Source organism: Leptolyngbya sp. CCNP1308 (genome assembly GCF_034932455.1).
Taxonomy (GTDB): Bacteria; Cyanobacteriota; Cyanobacteriia; order Phormidesmidales; family Phormidesmidaceae; genus Nodosilinea.
The window spans coordinates 15,479-32,684 of sequence record NZ_JAYGIH010000039.1; the positions used below are offsets into that span (position 1 = coordinate 15,479).

Below are 17,206 nucleotides of genomic sequence, written 5' to 3' on the forward strand. Positions count from 1 at the left end.
AACTTTGAATTCAAAATGCAAAATTCAAAAAGAATTACTTATGAAACATATTCAACATGCGCTGGGAAACCATGAAGCCCCCGGCGATATTGACGGTGCCGAGGAAGAGGGCGATCGCCCCCAAAATCGTCATGGGTGAGGTGATGTCGCCAGAGATCTGGAGCATGCCGCCGATGATAATGATGCCGCTGATGGCGTTGGTGACGCTCATCAGGGGGGTGTGCAGGGAGGGGGACACATCCCAGATCACCTTCCAGCCGAGGAAACTGGCGAGGACGAAGACGGTTAGGTGGGTGATGAAGGAGGCCGGTGCCCAGAGGCCGATGGCGACGACCAATCCGCCCAGGAGGAGAGGCCAGAGGAGCTGGCTGAGGGGGGACTTGGCGGCGGGGATTTCCTCGGAGGTGGGGGAGGTAGGGGAGGTGGGGGCAGCGCTGGGGGCCGGGGTCTCGACCTTGGGGGGCGGCCAGGTGACCTGGCCGTTGTGGATGACGGTGGTGGCGCGGATTACCTGGTCTTCCATATTGATGGAGAACTTTTCGGCTCCGCCCAGGTCGCTGAGTAGGTGCACCAGGTTGTTGCCGTAGAGCTGGCTAGCCTGAGAGGCCATACGGCTGGGCAGGTCGGTGAGGCCAATGATGGTGACGCCGTTGTGGGAGATTACCTGGCCGGGCTGGGTCACTTCGCAGTTGCCGCCCTGCTCGGCAGCGAGATCTACCACCACTGAACCCGGCTTCATGCTCTCGACCATCTCCTGGGTGATCAGCAGAGGCGCGGGCTTGCCGGGGATCAGCGCCGTGGTGATGATGATATCGACATCCTTGGCCTGCTGAGCAAACAGGGCCATTTCGGCAGCGATAAAGGCCGGGCTCATCACCTTGGCGTAGCCACCTTCGCCGCTGCCGTCTTCGGTTTCATCAAAGTGCAGTTCGAGAAATTCGGCACCAAGGCTTTGCACCTGCTCTTTGACCACTAAGCGGGTGTCGAAGGCTTTGACAATCGCCCCCAAACTCTTGGCCGCACCGATCGCCGCTAGACCAGCCACGCCGACGCCAATCACCATCACCTTAGCCGGGGGCATCTTGCCTGCGGCGGTGATCTGCCCGGTAAAGCAGCGGCCAAAGTGGTGGGCCGCTTCAATTACCGCCCGGTAGCCGCCGATGTTGGCCATGGAGCTGAGGGCGTCGAGCTTCTGGGCGCGGGAGATGCGGGGCACCGAATCCATCGCCAGCACCGTGCCGCCCTGCTCGGCCATTTGGGCCAGCAAATCTGGGTTTTGGGCGGGCCAAATGAAGCTGGCCAGGGTGGTGCTGGGCTTAATTAAGGTGGCTTCATGGCGGTCGAGATCGGGGTGGTGCTGGGGCGATCGCACCTTGAGCACCACATTGGCGGCGTCCCAAAGACTGGCGGCATCGGGCATGATTTGGCAGCCTGCGGCCTCGTAGGCGCTGTCGGTAAAGCTAGCCCCGGCCCCGGCCTGGGTTTCAACCAGTACCTCAAAGCCTAGCTTTTGCAGTTTCTTGGCGGTGTCGGGGGTGGCGGCGACCCGCTGTTCGCCTGCAAATACCTCCTTGGGGATGCCAACTTTAAACCCTGAGGGGGCGGCATCAGCAGGAGCGGCCATAGAACTATCTTTGGGTGCTGCAATGGTCATAGGTGGTTATAGGAGAAATGGCCTTAAACAACAAAGATGCGGGCAGTGAACGGAGCCAACGCGATAAAAAAGACCCGACCTCAGCACTCAATAAAATGGGATCGAAGGTGGGTAAATTGTGCGACAGAATATGCGGCAAAATTTAGGGGCGATCAGCGACGGAGCTGTGCGCTGGGGGCGCGATCGCCCCGGCGATCGAAGGTGCTTTGAGAAATGGCAAAAAACCTGTACTAAGGGGGCAGTCTCCAGCTAAGCTAGGGTGATTGACAGAGTTGGCGACAGTCTAAACGCTCCCATTCTGAACGTATTTTCTACAGAATTGCCATAACGCGCCGACTAATACAATCTCCCCTGGCTTCCCAAATCGCCTGGATATTCAGATTGTTTTTTGATTTCGACTTTGGTTTCAACGCAGGACAACAACTTGCGGCAACAATCTGGCAGAGCGGCTTGGCAGAAAATTCCCTTGTCCCATTCTCTGGCATGGTAAAAGGGCTGCCCACCTCAAGGCAGAAAACTTCAAGAATGTTTTATATCTGCTAAAGCTTTATCGGTCAATTGTCAGCGGTAGAAGATATAGCGATGGCCATTACGCTTAGGACACCTGCTTTTGCCCTTTGACGAGACCTGGGACAGCGCAATGGCCATAACATCTTTTTTTGTTGCAAAACTAGTCGCACCTGCCCCAAATTAAAAATCCTGTAGTAGAAACTCTGCCAATTCTAAAAATCCGGCCACCTCGGCAGCCTGGGTAACATAGGTAGGGCGATAGGTGAGGTGAGGCCAATAGTCCGCCACGTTGGCCACCCCCACCGACTGGGGAAACAGGGCCGGATCAAACATGCTCTGGTCGTTAGGGCTGTCTCCTACAGTCAACACCTCGGCGGTGGAGACGGGGGCAAAGTGGCGTTCGATCGCCCGCTTCAACCCCGCCGCTTTCGACTGGCCCACTGTAAACAGGTGGCACTGCACCGTGCTGTAGGTAAACCCCCAGCCCAACGACTGACAGATCTGAGCCATTTCATCCAGGTCGGCCTGGGTGAACCCCTCAAGGTCGAAGGTCCAGTCGGTGAGGCGAAAGCGGTTGTCGTTGGACTCATGCAGCTGGGGCCACCGCCACTGGAGCTGGGTAAAGGCCTCGTGCAGCCGCTGGCGATGGGCCACCAGGTCGGGAATTTCAACTAAGGGCTCAGGCGGGCCATCGGGGGGAAAGTAAATGCCGCCGTTTTCGGCCATGGCCCCGGCTACGGGTAGATAGTGGGCCAGGCCATTCACCCAGCCCGCCGATCGCCCCGTGACGATCATCACCGGCAGCCCTGCCGACTGGAGCTGCTCTAGCCCTTGCAGCAGGGCGGGGGTAAACTTGCCCGCGTGGGTAAGGGTGCCATCCATATCGGTGGCCAGCAGCTGGGGTCGGGGTGAAAACCCGTGGCTAGGTAATGGTTGAACTTCGCCCATTGAGTTTACACTTTGGGGTTACTGTGGACAGGTCAGGATGGCCTAATGCACGCTATGAGCACGTTAGCACCCGATCAACGCAACTACTACTATCTATTGGAAGGGGGTCGAGCAGGGGTGCACAAGCCCATTTTGGCGGCCCTCTACGCCGTTCACAGTCAGCCCCAGCTCACCGATGGCGAAACGGGTTTGGGTATTGCCCCGGTGAACCAGGTGGATATGGGCGAGGTCGATACCTTTGCTACCCAGGTGCAGTATGCGGCCAACACCCTGCGCAGCCTCACCAACGGGCTAGCTGAGCAGGGCTGGAGCGGGGCCGACATTTGGGATGCCAGCGTGGGGCGCTACAGCGATCGCTTTCTGCAAGTGGTGGCCAAGGGTTTTACGCCAGCGGAGGGCGATCGCGACGCCGCCCAGCTCGAACCCACCGACCCCGCCGCCCTGCTCCAGGCCTACCTCGAAGACATCAGCACCGACTACAGCGGGGCGCAGCTGCCCCAGAATTTGGGCCAGCTCGACCCGGCCCTACTGGCCTTTGCCGAACGGGTGCCGCCCAACTACGGACGGCTCGACTTTCAGCGCCAGGCCATGGTGGAGGCGGTGCGGCTGTGGCGGCAGCTCAACACGGCGGAAGCGGTGTACGACGCCCTCAGCGTGCCGGTGGTTGACCAGGTGCCCGATGAGGCGGCCCTAGACAATGCCCTGGTGGCTTTTATGCAGTCGGCAGCGCGCTACTACGCAGGCTACCCCAACCAGCGGGAGGCGCTGATTCGCCTGGTGCAGCTGTGGCGGGCGATGGATGCGCGGGAAGAGGCGATCGCCTGGCTGCTCACCCACGACCCCTTCGCCAATGAGACCAACCTGGAGATCATTGACCCGGCGCTGATCGCCTTTGTGCAAAAAATTCCCGATCTCTACAATGGTCAGGGCGATCTGCGCTTTGCGCTGACCGAGGGCTACCGCCGCTGGTTTGGCCTCGACTCGCGCACTGCCGCCATTCAGCGGCTGGGGGTCAACCCCGACGACCTGGCACAAAACGTCGACAACCAGGCTGCCTTGGTGATGACCGCCCGCACCCTCGATCGCGCCCTGCTCGACTTTGCGGCCACTATTCCCACCACCTACACCCCCACCGAAGACCAGCGGGAGGCGCTAATTCGCCTGGTGCAGGTCTGGCGGCGGCTGGAGGGGCGCATTCCTGCGATTCAGTCGCTGTTTGAAGATCTGCGGCGGCTAGAGCGGGCCGCCCCCTCGTCGCCCGAGGCCATGCCCGCTCCAGTACCTGCGCCCCAGCCGCCGCGCCCCCTGCGGTGGACGCCCAACAATATTCAGCTCGACGCCAGCATTGTGCCCAACGGCAACTTTACCTGGTCGGAAGCGACCCGTGGCGGTGCCCGCATGCCCCCCAACCAGGCCACGGTGGATGCCATGGTGCGCATTGCCGCCCTGGCCCAGCAGGCCCGCGATCGCATCGGTCGGCCCTTTCTAATTACCAGTTGGTATCGCCCGGCTGAGATCAATCGCCGCGTGGGCGGAGCCTCCCGCAGCCGCCACATTGTGGGCGATGCCATCGACTTTTACTGCCTGGGGCTGACTGGGAACCAAGTTTATTGGGCGCTGGATCCCTGGTGGCCGGGGGGGCTGGGGCGCTACAGCCAGTTCCCGGCGCTGGTGCATTTGGATGCGCGGGGGTCTAAGGCGCGGTGGATGCATTAGGGGCGTAGGGGCAGACCCACGTTTCTGCCCTCGAGAATTTTGGATTGGCGATTTTGGATTTTGGCAAGGTAGCGTGGGTTTTCAAAACTCATCTGGGTTAGCGCAAGGAGACTTATGCGACCCACGGTTCAAGGAAGATGGCGACTTATGACGGCTAGCGATCGCACCGTGACGGGGGCTGAGCTGTGGGCCTGGCGTGAACAGGCGCTGGCAGAGGCCCGGTTGGCGGGAGTTGACGCCGACGAGGTGGACTGGCTGCTGATGGCGGTGGCGGAGGTGGATCGGCTATCGCTGCGGCTGGGCACGGTGCAACAGCGCGCGAAAATCCCACTTTGTTATCCTCTAGCCGAATTGGATCGTCGCTGGCGGCAGCGCCTCACGGAGCGCACCCCTGTGCAGTACCTGGTGGGTGAAACTCCCTGGCGCGACCTGATGCTAACCGTGTCTCCGGCGGTGCTGATCCCCCGTCCTGAAACGGAGCTGATCATTGATCTGGCCGAGATGGCGATCGCCCTAGGCCCCAACGGGGATCAGCTGGCCCAGGGCATTTGGGTAGATATGGGAACTGGGAGCGGCGCGATCGCCCTAGGCCTCGCCCAAGCCTTTCCATTAGCTCAAATCCTAGCGGTGGATTTTAGTGCTGAGGCACTGGCGATCGCCCAGGTGAACTCAGCTAGGGCGGGGTTGAGCGATCGCGTCACCTTCTACCAGGGTTCTTGGTTTGAACCGCTGAATGCCTATCGATCTCAGCTCAGCGCAGTGGTGTCGAACCCACCCTATATTCCCTCGGCGCTGCTACCGACCCTGCAACCCGAGGTGATCAACCACGAACCCGCCAGTGCTTTAGATGGGGGCAACGATGGCCTGGATGATCTCCGCCTTCTCACCGCTCAGGCTCCCGAATTCCTCGTGCCGGGAGGTCTTTGGCTGGTGGAAATGATGGCGGGTCAGGGGGAATCAGTTCGAGAACTGCTCGAAGCGCAGGGATGCTATCGCGACATTCAAATATGTCTGGATTTGGCGGGGCGCGATCGCTTTGTGCAGGCAATCTACGCCCCTTAACTCCATTCTCAAATCCAGGCACCCTGTAGGGGCAAACAGCGTTTGCTCTAACCAAACCCTAGCGATCGCGCAGATTGCGCTGGTATTCCCAGAAGCGCTGCCACCAGTCGGCGGGCTCATCCTTGGGGCCGTCGTGCTCGGTGGGGCGATCGCTGGGGCCATCCACCACCAGGCTGCCCACGTAGTCGGCCTCGGCGTAGACGCGATCGATCTGCTCGCGAATTTCGGCCATGTCAGCCTCCGACACCACGCCGTTGCTGGTGGCTTTGTAAAACTGCACCGTAACCCGAATTGGGTAGTCTGGGTCGCGCTCGATCGCCAGGTTGTCGATTTCGGTAAACGGCCCCTCCACCGCGCCATGGCCGATGACGGCAGCCTCCACATCGCTGGGGGCGCGGCTTGCCTCCATGGCAGGGGCAGCCGCTAGGGGGGCAAGCATGCCATCAAAAGATGACTGCCCCATGGGTGCTCGCTGCTTGAGGGGCACCTGAATCAGCAGCACCATATTCAGCCCCTCGGTGTCGTCCTCAGCGGCTTCCCCAGGTCGCTCGGCTGGATTCTCCACCACCTGAAAATCGCTGAGGCGCTGGCCCGTAAAGCTAGCCCGTTCGCCATTTTTGTTGAAAAACAGGCGCTGGCCCCAGGTTTGCCCGGCCTCAAAGCCATCGCGCTGGTTGTCGATCACCGTGACGCTGGTGCCCTCGCGGGTGGCAAGAATGGTCAGCACCGCCGGGTCGCCGGGGCGCGACTGATAGTTGAACAGCACCGGGTTAAACGTGGCCATACCCTCTTGGGGAATTGGCAAAAAGCAGGCCTGGGCGCTGACCAGCACGTGGCTGTCGCGCTGGGGGGCGAGGAGCGATCGCCCCCGTCCACTCCAAGAATCTGGGGTGTTGAGGTAGCTCCGCAGATCTCCCAGCACCTCACTCAGAGCCACCCGGCGCAGGTCTTCGCCTTTCTCGTTGCCCACCTGCAAAAAGAAGCTGTCTAGGGGAATGTCGGCGCTGATGTCTTCAAAATTGGGATGGCGAATCACCGGCATCAGGTGCAGCTGGTGCTGCCTGCTCACAGGATCTTGCTGCTGCACCTGAATGGTCATGTCGCTAATGTTGGGGCCAACGGAGGAGCCGTAGAAGCGCCCGGTGTCTTCCCAGGTGACGTTGAGCACGTTTAGGTTAAAAGATTCTGCCAGCTGGCGGGCGATGGGGTCGTGCACCATCGCCTGGGTGCGCTCGATGACTTGGCGATAGCGGTCAAAGGCCTGGCGCTGCACAATCGGCGGCATCGGAGAGTTTTCCGTAGCGTTGGCGTTGGGGTTAGGCGCGATCGGATCCCAGGCCTGGGTTGGGACAGCGAGGGCCAGGGGCAGGGCTCCTGCCGCCATTGCGCCCAGTAACCAAGTCTTCCAGCGGTGTTCCATCCTCAGGCCCTCTCAAAGCTATGCCCCTAACCTACGCGCCGGAATGGGCCATCTCAGGACGGTTACAAAAACTGAAACTGCGCCTGAGGTCAAGTTTTATACTGCACTATTTACCTGAACCACAAGCCCATGGGGGTGAACGCTGATTTGAAGGGTGGCTAGGGCGGTGGCGATCGCATCTGCCAATCCCAGATCATCAGCCCTATTCGTTGTCGTCACCGCAATCACCTTGGCCCCGGCAGCCTTGGCTGACGCTACCCCGGCAGGGGCATCTTCAATTACCAGGCAATTGGCGGGGGCTACTCCCATACGCTCAGCCGCCAGCAGATAGGGATCGGGTGCTGGCTTGCCCCGCTGCACATCGTCGGCAGTCACCATCACCATGGGCTCTGACAGCCCTAGATGCGGGAAGCGAATCGATACCGTGCGGCGGGTGCCGCTAGTGGCCACCCCCCAGCGATCGCGCGGTAGCCCAGCCAAAAGTTCTTTCGCGCCTGGGTAGAGCACTAGCCCATTAGTGTCGTCAGCCTCGGCGGTTTCCTTAAGGTGAGCCTCCTGAGCAGCATTCACGTGGGGTGCAACCTGGCGAATGGTTTCTACCGTGGGCCGACCATGGTGAATGCGAGCGATCGTGTCGTAGTCAACTCCGTGGCGATCGGCCCAGGTTCGCCAGTGGCGATCGGCCACCGGGTCGGAGTTGATCAGCACCCCATCGACATCAAAGATGATCGCCTGGCAGAGAAAATCCATAAGTGCGGGTGCATAAACGCTACGAGCCATTGTAGGTTCCCCAGGTTAAGCACCGGGTGGCTGGAGGAATGCGATCGCGCCCCAGCGTTCTTTAAATGAACAGTTAGCTCTCGCCCGACTCTTGAAGTATGCGATCGTATAACGTTTGACCGATACGAAAACCCGCTTCAAACAACAAGCGATCTAAAAGCGGTTTTGTCGCGGGGATCAGTCTTTGGTGTTTTGCATTCACTAAAATGCCCAAAATCCCTCGAATTTTAATGTTGTACTGTGAGGCAATGCTCCGGCCCAGACGTTCGTCGATCAGGAGGCGATCGGCGCTGATATCAACGGCTAGGGCAATGGCAGCTGCCTCACCAGGATCAAGCAATTGGTTTAACGTTTGGATAATCTGAGTATTTTGAGGCGTCTGTACTTCTAACCATCTAGCTTCTATCACATTTGAGATGATCGGCTGAATCGCTTGAAAACGTATCAGTTCATCGTAAACAGTTGGTGGAATGAGTATTTTTGAGTAAATCTTTTGCAGAAGCCCCAGTTCACCGATGACAGCTAAGTTGCTCAGCGGAGATGTATTGCTGACGACTCGCATTACCAACCATCCTGGCGAAGACTCTCTAGGTCTTGCTCTAATTCCTCAACGTCATAGTGAACACAGATGCCACGGGCCGCGATAAGGTGCTGAAACTCTATTTGATGGAGCCCAGACAGTTGACTAGCCGTACCAAGGGTAATGCGTTCCTGCTGGAACAGGGCAACAGCCAATTCAGTACGCAAATCGGCTTCGGTCAATTCCAATCCATCAGGAAAATTAAGTGTAATTTGCATTACTAATCTCCATAAGGTTTATTCTTTTGAACAACTAAGACATCTCATAAAGGCACGGCTTCGTTCAAAACGCGATCGCGAATTTTAGCTCGCAAACCTCTTTCAGTTACGATATCTACCGGGCAGCCCAGCAGGTCTTGCAATTCCATCAGCAGTCCACCCAGATCGAACAGACTACGCCCTGCCTCCATGTCGACCAAAAAATCGACATCACTTTGAGCATCTGCCTCATTGCGTGCTACAGATCCAAAAACTCGAATATTGTATGCTCCATACTGTTCTGCAAGAGCTAAAATCCTTTCACGCTTTTCTTGAATTTGTTCACCGATAAACATAACAAGCACCGAAAATTAAAACAAACTAGATGACAGTCAACTAAAGCTGAAACTTTCTTGGGCTAAAAAATATTCATAATCATGCTTTGACCACGTTTCTTCAAATCTGGCTGCATGGATTAGAAAATCTAGGCCTCTTATTAGAGTGACAAGGCTTAGGTGGCAGACACAGAGACTCGTTTCTCAAGTGCCGTATCAATGGCTACAAACTTGTTATAACAAGTTGGCTTTACTGAGACCATTCTTGTTGCGCTGCAAACTAGGAGGTCTCACAGTGACTGGAGTGCTAACACGGGTCGATACCTCGACAGATCTAGAGCGCTACGTCGTCGCCGAGGGGCGCGATGATCTAGTTAAGCAGGTGCGGGCCAAAATTGACGAACTGGGCATTCAATACATCTATTACCAGTTTATTTCTGTAACAGGGCGAATAGTTGGCAAGGGCATCCCCGCTGACTATTGGGAGGTCACTGCTGAGAAAGGCTTTCAGCTGGTCTACGGGGCCACCGCCAACCTGGCGATGAATCGCCACGGCCAGTACCTCGGCTACGGCCCCGAGGCGGCAGAACTGGTCGCCATCCCCGACCCTGAAACCTTTTGTCAGCTGCCGTGGGATAAGCGGGTAGCCCGGGTCTACTGCGTCTGCTTCCGCAACCGCGAAGAGGAAGAAGACGCGGCGGCCTTCTTGACGGGAGACTGTCGGGGCAACCTGAAGCGCATTCATGCCGAATTCCAGGCCAAACATGGGCTACAGCTGCGCCACGGCTGCGAACCCGAGATGATGTGGCTCAAAAAAGGGCCAGACGGCAAGCCAGACGGGGGCGTTACTAAGCCCAACTGCTACCACATCGACCAGTTTGAAGAGCTGCGCCCGGTATTTCTGCGGGTGATTGAGTACGGGCGGGCGATGGGGCTGGATATGATCCAGGGCGACCATGAGGACGCGCCGGGGCAGCTAGAGTTGAATTTTATGTTTGATGATGCGGTCAGAACCTGCGATCGCCTCTCCACCTACCGCCAGATCTGCGCCCAGGTAGCCCGCGAGTTTAACCTGATCGCCTGCTTTATGTCGAAACCATTTATGGGGGTGTCGGCTTCGGGGTGCCACCACAACCTGTCGCTGTGGCGGGGTGGCGATACGGCCATTAAAATGTTTGGCTTTGATACGCTGCCGGGCTTAGAGGGCAACTTCACCTATCACCAGGGGGGTGAAAACACCTTTATGCCAGAGGAAGGTGTATCTCGCCGCATGCCGGGTCAGGTGGGACTGCACTGCATTGGCGGGGTGATCGAGCACCTGCCCGCGTTGACGGCGATCGGCTGCTCCACGGTCAACTCCTACCGCCGTCTGTGGGATGCAGGCTTTTGGGCCCCAGTCTACTCCGACTGGGGCTTTCAAAACCGCACCTGCGGCCTGCGAATTTCGGCACCGGGTCGCTTTGAGTACCGCGCTGTTGACTCTATGGTGAACCCTTACCTGATGGCTGGGGCTATTCTCAAGGCCTTTGACGATGGCCTCAGCCGCCAGCTCGACCCCGGCGAACCCGAGCAGCGCAACATCTATGAGGCGATGGAAGACGGCAAAAAGGTGAAAAAGCTGCCCATGTCTCTGGGGGAAGCCCTCGACTGCCTGGCCACCGATGAGGTGATTCAGTTGGCGCTGCCGGGGGAAATGTACCGCATCTTCGACCAGTACAAGCGCGACGAGTGGGAGCGGTTTTTAGCCACCACCACCAACTGGGATATGGATAATTACTTAGACTGCCTGCCCTAGGGGTGCCTCAATCCAGCACTTCTGGCGAATTTTGTAACAACAGTTCCCCCGCCGTTCTCAAACAAAATAACGGCGGGGGACTCATTTAAACGCTGCTGCTTCTTACAGCGTCATCATAGTTTTGCTGCTTATGCGCTGACGGGCGACGAAAAAGCCTTGATGCCTTCGGTGGGGCCGTCAATACCTTTCCAAGCAGAGAGCCCGCCTTGCAGCACAGCCACGTTGGCATAACCGGCCTGCCGGAGCTGGCTAGCGGCCTGATCAGCACTGTCGCCGTAAATATAGATGTCGCGCTTGCGCTCTAGGGTAGACTCAACCCCCTCAGGGATTTGGTCAATGGATATGGGGACAGCGCCGGTAATGCGCTCGTCGTTGAAAGCTTCGCGGCTGCGGACATCAACAATAGTTAGAGCTGGCTCACCCCACTGCAGGCGCTTGAGTAGCTCTTCTGCCGATGCTTGGCTAGCCGACATGCTAGGAGGGGTGGGTAGAGGCTTGGTAATAGTGTCCTTAGCCGATTCAATTTGGTCGGGGACTTGACGAGATGCGTCATCGGCCTTCTGGGAAAGCTCTTCAGCCCGCTCGGGTACTTGGCTAGCCGCCGCTTCGACTCGGTTGGTCAAATTCTCTGCTTGGTCAGCAACTTGATTGGCAGCATTATCAGCTTGATCAGAAAAATTAGTCATAGATTACCTCTATCAGCGTCAATAGCTTCAAGCTACAAGGCGAACCCTAAAGTCTCATCCATCAGCAGGCATAATCCGGAGAGTGGTTATTCTCAAATAACCGCTAAATGCGATCGCCATCGCTCAATGTGAGTATTTGAATAGGGCCAAATGCAGGATTTATTCGCTTTATATGCGGTGCGATCGCATCCCTTTCAACCCCCACTACAACTCGTTAGCAGCCACCTGGAAGACTGGCTTGCCGAGGGCGCGATTCCGGGACGGATACTCGCTCCGAGTCGGTTCCCGAACGCTCATTTTCCCTTGCTACAATCAGCCACAGACAATCAGACAAAATTGTGGTGGCGAGGTCAGACACAATGGGACGATGGACATGGGCAACGGCTCCGGTTTTGCTATCTATATCGGGCCTTATGGCCTGCACCATACCTGAACCCGCGCCCCCGGCACCTGAGGTGGTTGACCCCATCTCTGCCCACCCAGCGACGCTGCTGCCGGCCCTGTCGCCCGAGGCGCTGCAACAGCGAGAGGCCGAACTGACCGATCGCATTGACTCTGAGCTGGCCCTGGCGGGGATCGGCAAAATTATTAACCTGGGCGAGCCAATTTCGTCAGAGCTAGAGACGTTTCGGCTGGCCTGGGCCGAGAGCGATCCGGCGATCGCCCCCTTCCTGGGCACCTGGGTCAAAGACTGGGATCTGATGCCCTACGACTTTGTCACGGTGCTGCCCTCGACGGTGCCGGGGCAGGTGTGCCTGGTGCGCTACCGCCAATCGGAAACCGAAACCGTCCCCTTTGAAACCTTTACTACGCCGCCCGAGTTTTCTGTGGCGCTCGTCGTAGACGGTCAACTGCTGAGTCAAGATGTGCAGACGGCGGCGACGCTCATTCGCCCGACCCCGGCTTCGGCCTACGTACCCTACGCCATCGAATTTTTAGGCATGGTAGAAGCCGAGGGTGAGCTGCGCCTGCTTGCGGCCCAGCAGCCCCCCACGATTGACCCAGCTTGGGAAACCAGCCTGGTGGAGCAAATCGACACCTACGGCTGCTCAGCTAGTGCGCCATCTTGAGTGATTTTTGGAAAGCTTCCTCCCTAATGGTGGGCAGTGCCCACCCTACAGTGGCTACAGTCGCCGGATAAAGCGGGGAGCTTCTTCCTTAGAAATCTTCTTGGAGTGTTCCAACCAATACTTATCCGGGGACTTGCCTTGACCGGCCCAACGGGCCGAGTTCGCGTCCTTGTAAAGGATATTTTTTAGTTGAGATGATCTCCGATTGCCTGTGCTCAGGGGTTTTAGCCGCTGAGCACAGCTAAAATTCGACGAATTCGATCAAAAAATGCTTGATTTTGCGAACTATTGCGGAAAATGAAGTTTAGTGAATTCATCCCACGGTTTTCCGGGGTTCCATCAAGTTTGCTCATCCTTCTGGGCTTACTATGACTTTTAAATTCTTTTCGTCGTTCCCCGTTTCCTTCGCGTCGTGGTTGTGTTCCTATGGTGACAGACTGTTCGGTATCGACCAGCCTGAAGGTTGGTCGTCTAGAAAAAGTTGGCGTTTCAGACAAGTCCGAAGTACTCTCGCTTTCGGAGGTCTGGGCAAAAAAGTACGTCAAAGATCTGCACCTTCAAGATCAGGCGCTGCTGAGCTTAGAACAGTCCAGATCTAAGCTGGATGTGGCCGCAAAACTGATCGATATCTTGCGCTCTGTCAGCGCTCGGGCCTGGAATAAAACTGAAACATTGCTGGCTCGCGAAGTGCGGCGGCACCAGATTAGCCCCAGCCTGATTGACCCCTGGACGATTTCTAAAGATGTGCATTTGGTCTACGAAGAAGCGCTAGCAGCCTACGCCAAAGGGGTGACGCCCCAGCGGTTCTCGGTGGCGGCCTCAAAGCGGTTGGGGGCTATTCGCCAAAAGCACACGGCGATTGACCCCCGGGTGATTGGGTTTGTCAGCATGCAGTTTCACTACTGCGGTCAAATGCTGTCGGCAGAGGCTCCTGAGTCGGAGCGATCGCCCCTACAGAGCTACTTCAAGGTGGTTGATGACCTGCTATATATGCCGCTGCACCGGGCCTACACCGCGGCGGGCAACTACGACTACCACCATCCCCGCCTAGAGACGGTGCGGCTGGCCCTGCCCGCCACCAGCCGAATTGCTAAAAATATTGTGAATCAGGTCATTACCCTCTGCCCTGACTATGCCACCTACACCGGGCCGCTCAGCGAAGCCACGGTGCGCACCTCTAGCATTCGCGATGTAGAGATGTTTCAGATTTATCTCTGGACCTGCATGTTAGAGAACAACATCTCTGCGATCGCCCAGGAATTATTTCCCCTCTGCGTCATGCTGTACCCCAGGCTCAAGGTCAGTTGGGGCCTGGTGCGGCTGATGGTGAACCTGCTCGATCAAGAGCTGTCGGCCTGTGTGGGGTCAATCAATGTTAAACACTATGAACCCCACTACACCGCCATGCTAAAAATGTTTTCGCCCTCGACGTTTCCCGATCCGCTCTAGGCGAATTTCCTGGCCTAGGAGAACGCCATTTCCTAGGCCGGGCCGCTCTGTCCAGGGGGCTCTCTGCGCTGATGCGATCGCGCGGAAACCCTTACGAGGCGTCTAGTCTATCCCTCGCTCTGCAAAATTTCTTGATAATCTTCGGCCTTGAGCTTGCGCTCCATCAGGGCAGCGACGGCTTCTTCTGCCGAGATTTCGCCCTTGAGCAACAGGTACACCTGCTGAGAAATTGGGATAGAAATCTGCTCGCGTTGGGCAATATCGTGGAGCACGTAGGCGGTGTTGACTCCCTCTGCGGTGCTGCCCAGCTCTGCTAAAATTTGCTCTAGCTTTTGACCTTTAGCCAGGCCGTAGCCGACCCTGTAGTTGCGGCTGAGAATGCTGGTGCAGGTGGCCAGCATATCGCCCAGGCCCGAGAGGCCCAAAAAGGTTTCGGGCTGCCCGCCCAGATGGGTGCCAATGCGCATCACTTCGGGCAGGGCGCGGGTGATCAGCGCCGATCGCGCATTTGACCCCAGCTTTAGCCCTTCGCACACGCCAACGGCGATCGCGATCACATTCTTCAGCGTGCCCCCCAGCTCTGCTCCTAGTGGGTCAGTACTGCTGTAGGTGCGAAAGTTGTCTCCGGCAAAGACGTGCTGCACGGCCTCGGCGGCGGTTTCGTTTTCGCAGGCAATCACTGTCGCAGCGGGCAGGCCAGCTTCAATTTCTTTGGAGAGGTTGGGGCCAGAGAGCACCGCCACGGCATGGTGCGGAAACGCCCGCTGAAAAATCACCGAAGGGGTCAGCGTTGTCTCAGGGTCCAGTCCCTTCGTGGCGGTTACGAATACCGTAGTCTCAGGAATGTTCAACCCCTTGAGCCGATTCACCAGCTCCGGCACCCCCTTCATGGAGATAGCCGACATGATCACCTCAGCCCCGTCGACGGCATCCTTTAGAGACAGATCGCTGCTGCGCGACCACATCCGCACGGTGTGGCCATTGACGTTGGCAATGTGGGCCAGGGCGCTGCCCCAGGCTCCAGAGCCGAGGATGGTGAGGGTAATCTGGCGGTGTTTATAGTCTTCGAAGACTTGGTTGAGGGGTTGGGTAGTGGTGAGCATGGGAGTGGGGGAGTGATGGGGTGGGCAGGTAGGTGCGTGAATATGTGGATGGGGAAATAGGTGAGGGAGATGGGGGATGGGGGGAGGAATTCAAAGTTCAAAGTTCAAAATTTTGACTTCTCAATTTTGAATTTTGAACTCCCCCTCCCTCACCCCCATCATCGATTCCCTAGGCGGTTTGCAACGAAGGACTCTCCTGCCCCATTGCGTAGTCAGGAATGCAGTTCTCGGCCATGAACTGGTGGTAGGTGCGGATATTGCGATCGCACCTCTCCTCGCTCCAGCCGCAGCGATCGCGCAGCACTTGGGCTACCACGGGCAGGGCGGCAAAGCCATAGTTTTTGTGCATACACACCGTCGTGCGGCGGCGCAGAATATCCACAAAGGTGTGGGCCATCTCAGCCTGCACCGCAAACACAATCTGGGCCTGAATGTCGTAGGTATAGTCAACGATGGGTTCAGCCAAAGCAGGGTGCTCATCGACTAGGGCCAGCAGATCCTCGGTGCGAGCCCCATAGATGCCGATCAGGTGGTCGAGCACGGCGGTGGGGATGCGGTGGCGGTAGCGATCGTGCCACTGACCCACCCGGGGGTTATCTAGCAAAATGGCCCCGGGCAGAGGCCGGGTGTGGGTGGGGCAGGCAGGCGCGGCCTCACCCCGCTTGCGAAAGGCCGCTGTTACAAACTCTTCACCCACCTGACGATGGGTGGTGAGCTTGCCGCCAATCAGTGAAATCAGGTTTTTCGCCCCCTCTTTGCTGTGGTCATGGAGAATGTGGGCGCGGGTAATGCTGCCAGCCTTCTTGCCCTCGGCATAGGGCAGAGGCCGCACCCCAGCATAGGTAAAGCGCACATCCTCACGGGTGAGGTGGGCGGCGGGCAGCACGGCGTTAGTTTCTTTGAGCAGATAGTCAACCTCAGCGTCGTTGGCCTTGATGTTGTCGAGGGGGCCTTCGTAGCGCTCATCGGTGGTGCCAATCAGGTACTGGCCCAGCCAGGGAATGATGAAAAAGGGCCGACCGTCCGATTTCGCTTCCACATACAGAGCCGAGTCGGGCGCGCCAGGAAAGGCATCGACAATGATGTGGCTCCCCTTAGTGCCGCCAATTTTGCGGCCCTTGCTCACAGGCGACTCGCTCAGACCGCAGACCGCATCGACCCAGGGGCCAGAGGTGTTGACCACCACAGTTTTGGCGTGGGTCGTAACCTCAAAGGTTTCATCGCTCAGCAGATCGCGGCAGGTCAACCCGGTAATGCGCTGGTCATTTAGGTGAATATCTTCCACCTGAGCATAGTTGAGGGTCACGGCCCCAGCCTGCTGGGCATCGAGAATATTTTCAAAGCACAGGCGCTCAGCATGTTCAGCCTGGCCGTCGTAGTACTGGCCAGCCCCCGCCAGTTTCTCGGCATCAATGGCGCGAAACAGCTGCCGGGTTGTCTTATGCGACAGCATGCGGTGGTTGGGCAACGATTTGTCGTAGCTCAGCACATCGTATAGCACCATGCCCACCTGAATGATGCGATAGCTGCGCGACCCGCTGCGGTAGATTGGAATGGTCATCTGCAACGACTTGGCCAGGTGGGGAGCATTGCGCAGCAGCACTTCCCGCTCGTGCAGCGACTCCCGCACCAAGTTGAACTCAAAATATTCTAAATAGCGCAGCCCGCCGTGGATCAGGCGGCTTGACCAGCTGGTGGTGCCCCCGGCAAAGTCATTCTTTTCGAGCAAGATTGTTCGCAAGCCACGCAGGGCGGCATCGCGCGCTGTGGCCGCACCATTGATGCCGCCGCCAATGACGATCAGGTCGAAGGGTTGGTCGGTCAGGGTTTGGAGGTTACGCATGAATCTTGGGGATGGTGAGGATGTTTGAAGCCAGGACTTTTCTGGTTAGCCTAGCGCA

The 17,206-nt window shown here is 57.7% G+C and carries 16 protein-coding genes; 6 read left to right on the forward strand and 10 right to left on the reverse strand.

Features of this window, described 5'->3' with window-relative positions:
* Nucleotides 1–34: 34 nt before the first annotated feature.
* Nucleotides 35–1,654: a Re/Si-specific NAD(P)(+) transhydrogenase subunit alpha gene (gene pntA, locus VB780_RS11995; RefSeq protein ID WP_323351389.1), complete on the reverse strand. Its 1,620-nt coding sequence runs from the start codon at nt 1,652–1,654 to the stop codon at nt 35–37.
* Between the two features lie 118 nt (nt 1,655–1,772).
* On the opposite strand from pntA, the gene VB780_RS12000 reads away from it, so the two are divergent.
* Complete coding sequence (locus VB780_RS12000) at nt 1,773–1,907, forward strand: hypothetical protein (protein WP_323351390.1); 135 nt, start codon at nt 1,773–1,775, stop codon at nt 1,905–1,907.
* Between the two features lie 437 nt (nt 1,908–2,344).
* On the opposite strand, the gene VB780_RS12005 is transcribed toward VB780_RS12000, so the two are convergent.
* On the reverse strand, nt 2,345–3,112 hold the full coding sequence (locus VB780_RS12005) for an HAD family hydrolase (RefSeq protein WP_323351391.1): 768 nt from the start codon (nt 3,110–3,112) through the stop codon (nt 2,345–2,347).
* Nucleotides 3,113–3,166: 54 nt separating this feature from the next.
* Between VB780_RS12005 and VB780_RS12010 the strand changes: the two genes are divergently transcribed.
* Together VB780_RS12010 and prmC are read left to right on the forward strand one after the other, a co-directional pair.
* Complete coding sequence (locus VB780_RS12010) at nt 3,167–4,828, forward strand: D-Ala-D-Ala carboxypeptidase family metallohydrolase (RefSeq protein WP_323351392.1); 1,662 nt, start codon at nt 3,167–3,169, stop codon at nt 4,826–4,828.
* A 147-nt stretch (nt 4,829–4,975) separates the two neighbouring features.
* Nucleotides 4,976–5,890 carry a peptide chain release factor N(5)-glutamine methyltransferase gene (gene prmC / locus VB780_RS12015; RefSeq protein WP_323351393.1) on the forward strand — a complete coding sequence of 305 codons (915 nt, stop codon included), beginning with the start codon at nt 4,976–4,978 and terminating at the stop codon, nt 5,888–5,890.
* Between the two features lie 58 nt (nt 5,891–5,948).
* Here prmC and VB780_RS12020 read toward each other — a convergent pair whose 3' ends face one another.
* The 5 genes from VB780_RS12020 to VB780_RS12040 all read right to left on the reverse strand — a co-directional run bounded on the left by VB780_RS12020 (nt 5,949) and on the right by VB780_RS12040 (nt 9,223).
* Nucleotides 5,949–7,310 carry a hypothetical protein gene (locus VB780_RS12020; RefSeq protein WP_323351394.1) on the reverse strand — a complete coding sequence of 454 codons (1,362 nt, stop codon included), beginning with the start codon at nt 7,308–7,310 and terminating at the stop codon, nt 5,949–5,951.
* Between the two features lie 96 nt (nt 7,311–7,406).
* Entirely contained in the window at nt 7,407–8,060 is a 654-nt protein-coding gene (locus tag VB780_RS12025; protein ID WP_323351395.1) for an HAD family hydrolase, read from the reverse strand.
* Nucleotides 8,061–8,163: 103 nt separating this feature from the next.
* Entirely contained in the window at nt 8,164–8,652 is a 489-nt protein-coding gene (locus tag VB780_RS12030; protein ID WP_323351396.1) for a DUF3368 domain-containing protein, read from the reverse strand.
* Nucleotides 8,652–8,888: a UPF0175 family protein gene (locus VB780_RS12035; protein WP_323351397.1), complete on the reverse strand. Its 237-nt coding sequence runs from the start codon at nt 8,886–8,888 to the stop codon at nt 8,652–8,654. Before VB780_RS12035 ends, VB780_RS12030 begins: the two co-directional genes overlap by 1 nt.
* A gap of 44 nt (nt 8,889–8,932) precedes the next feature.
* A complete protein-coding gene (locus VB780_RS12040) occupies nt 8,933–9,223 on the reverse strand; it encodes a nucleotidyltransferase family protein (RefSeq protein WP_323351398.1) in 291 nt (96 codons plus the stop codon).
* A 274-nt stretch (nt 9,224–9,497) separates the two neighbouring features.
* Between VB780_RS12040 and VB780_RS12045 the strand changes: the two genes are divergently transcribed.
* A complete protein-coding gene (locus tag VB780_RS12045) occupies nt 9,498–10,997 on the forward strand; it encodes a glutamine synthetase family protein (protein ID WP_323351399.1) in 1,500 nt (499 codons plus the stop codon).
* Between the two features lie 128 nt (nt 10,998–11,125).
* On the opposite strand, the gene VB780_RS12050 is transcribed toward VB780_RS12045, so the two are convergent.
* Nucleotides 11,126–11,683 (reverse strand): rhodanese-like domain-containing protein, encoded by a 558-nt coding sequence (locus VB780_RS12050; RefSeq protein WP_323351400.1) that lies wholly within the window; start codon nt 11,681–11,683, stop codon nt 11,126–11,128.
* A 359-nt stretch (nt 11,684–12,042) separates the two neighbouring features.
* Here VB780_RS12050 and VB780_RS12055 point away from each other — a divergent pair, with 359 nt between their 5' ends.
* Nucleotides 12,043–12,753 carry a hypothetical protein gene (locus VB780_RS12055; protein WP_323351401.1) on the forward strand — a complete coding sequence of 237 codons (711 nt, stop codon included), beginning with the start codon at nt 12,043–12,045 and terminating at the stop codon, nt 12,751–12,753.
* 426 nt (nt 12,754–13,179) lie between these two features.
* Nucleotides 13,180–14,202, forward strand: coding sequence for a hypothetical protein (locus VB780_RS12060; protein WP_323351402.1), 1,023 nt, complete (start codon nt 13,180–13,182; stop codon nt 14,200–14,202).
* Nucleotides 14,203–14,309: 107 nt separating this feature from the next.
* On the opposite strand, the gene VB780_RS12065 is transcribed toward VB780_RS12060, so the two are convergent.
* Nucleotides 14,310–15,305: an NAD(P)H-dependent glycerol-3-phosphate dehydrogenase gene (locus VB780_RS12065; protein ID WP_323351403.1), complete on the reverse strand. Its 996-nt coding sequence runs from the start codon at nt 15,303–15,305 to the stop codon at nt 14,310–14,312.
* Between the two features lie 169 nt (nt 15,306–15,474).
* Entirely contained in the window at nt 15,475–17,148 is a 1,674-nt protein-coding gene (locus VB780_RS12070) for a glycerol-3-phosphate dehydrogenase/oxidase (protein WP_323351404.1), read from the reverse strand.
* Between the last annotated feature and the right edge of the window lie 58 nt (nt 17,149–17,206).

Bases quoted from the DNA above. Each gene is read 5' to 3' on its own strand.
- pntA (WP_323351389.1), bottom strand. From the start codon at position 1,654: ATGACCATTGCAGCACCCAAAGATAGTTCTATGGCCGCTCCTGCTGAT.
- VB780_RS12005 (WP_323351391.1), bottom strand. From the start codon at position 3,112: ATGGGCGAAGTTCAACCATTACCTAGCCACGGGTTTTCACCCCGACCC.
- VB780_RS12010 (WP_323351392.1), top strand. From the start codon at position 3,167: ATGAGCACGTTAGCACCCGATCAACGCAACTACTACTATCTATTGGAA.
- prmC (WP_323351393.1), top strand. From the start codon at position 4,976: ATGACGGCTAGCGATCGCACCGTGACGGGGGCTGAGCTGTGGGCCTGG.
- VB780_RS12020 (WP_323351394.1), bottom strand. From the start codon at position 7,310: ATGGAACACCGCTGGAAGACTTGGTTACTGGGCGCAATGGCGGCAGGA.
- VB780_RS12025 (WP_323351395.1), bottom strand. From the start codon at position 8,060: ATGGATTTTCTCTGCCAGGCGATCATCTTTGATGTCGATGGGGTGCTG.
- VB780_RS12030 (WP_323351396.1), bottom strand. From the start codon at position 8,652: ATGCGAGTCGTCAGCAATACATCTCCGCTGAGCAACTTAGCTGTCATC.
- VB780_RS12035 (WP_323351397.1), bottom strand. From the start codon at position 8,888: ATGCAAATTACACTTAATTTTCCTGATGGATTGGAATTGACCGAAGCC.
- VB780_RS12040 (WP_323351398.1), bottom strand. From the start codon at position 9,223: ATGTTTATCGGTGAACAAATTCAAGAAAAGCGTGAAAGGATTTTAGCT.
- VB780_RS12050 (WP_323351400.1), bottom strand. From the start codon at position 11,683: ATGACTAATTTTTCTGATCAAGCTGATAATGCTGCCAATCAAGTTGCT.
- VB780_RS12055 (WP_323351401.1), top strand. From the start codon at position 12,043: ATGGGACGATGGACATGGGCAACGGCTCCGGTTTTGCTATCTATATCG.
- VB780_RS12060 (WP_323351402.1), top strand. From the start codon at position 13,180: ATGGTGACAGACTGTTCGGTATCGACCAGCCTGAAGGTTGGTCGTCTA.
- VB780_RS12065 (WP_323351403.1), bottom strand. From the start codon at position 15,305: ATGCTCACCACTACCCAACCCCTCAACCAAGTCTTCGAAGACTATAAA.
- VB780_RS12070 (WP_323351404.1), bottom strand. From the start codon at position 17,148: ATGCGTAACCTCCAAACCCTGACCGACCAACCCTTCGACCTGATCGTC.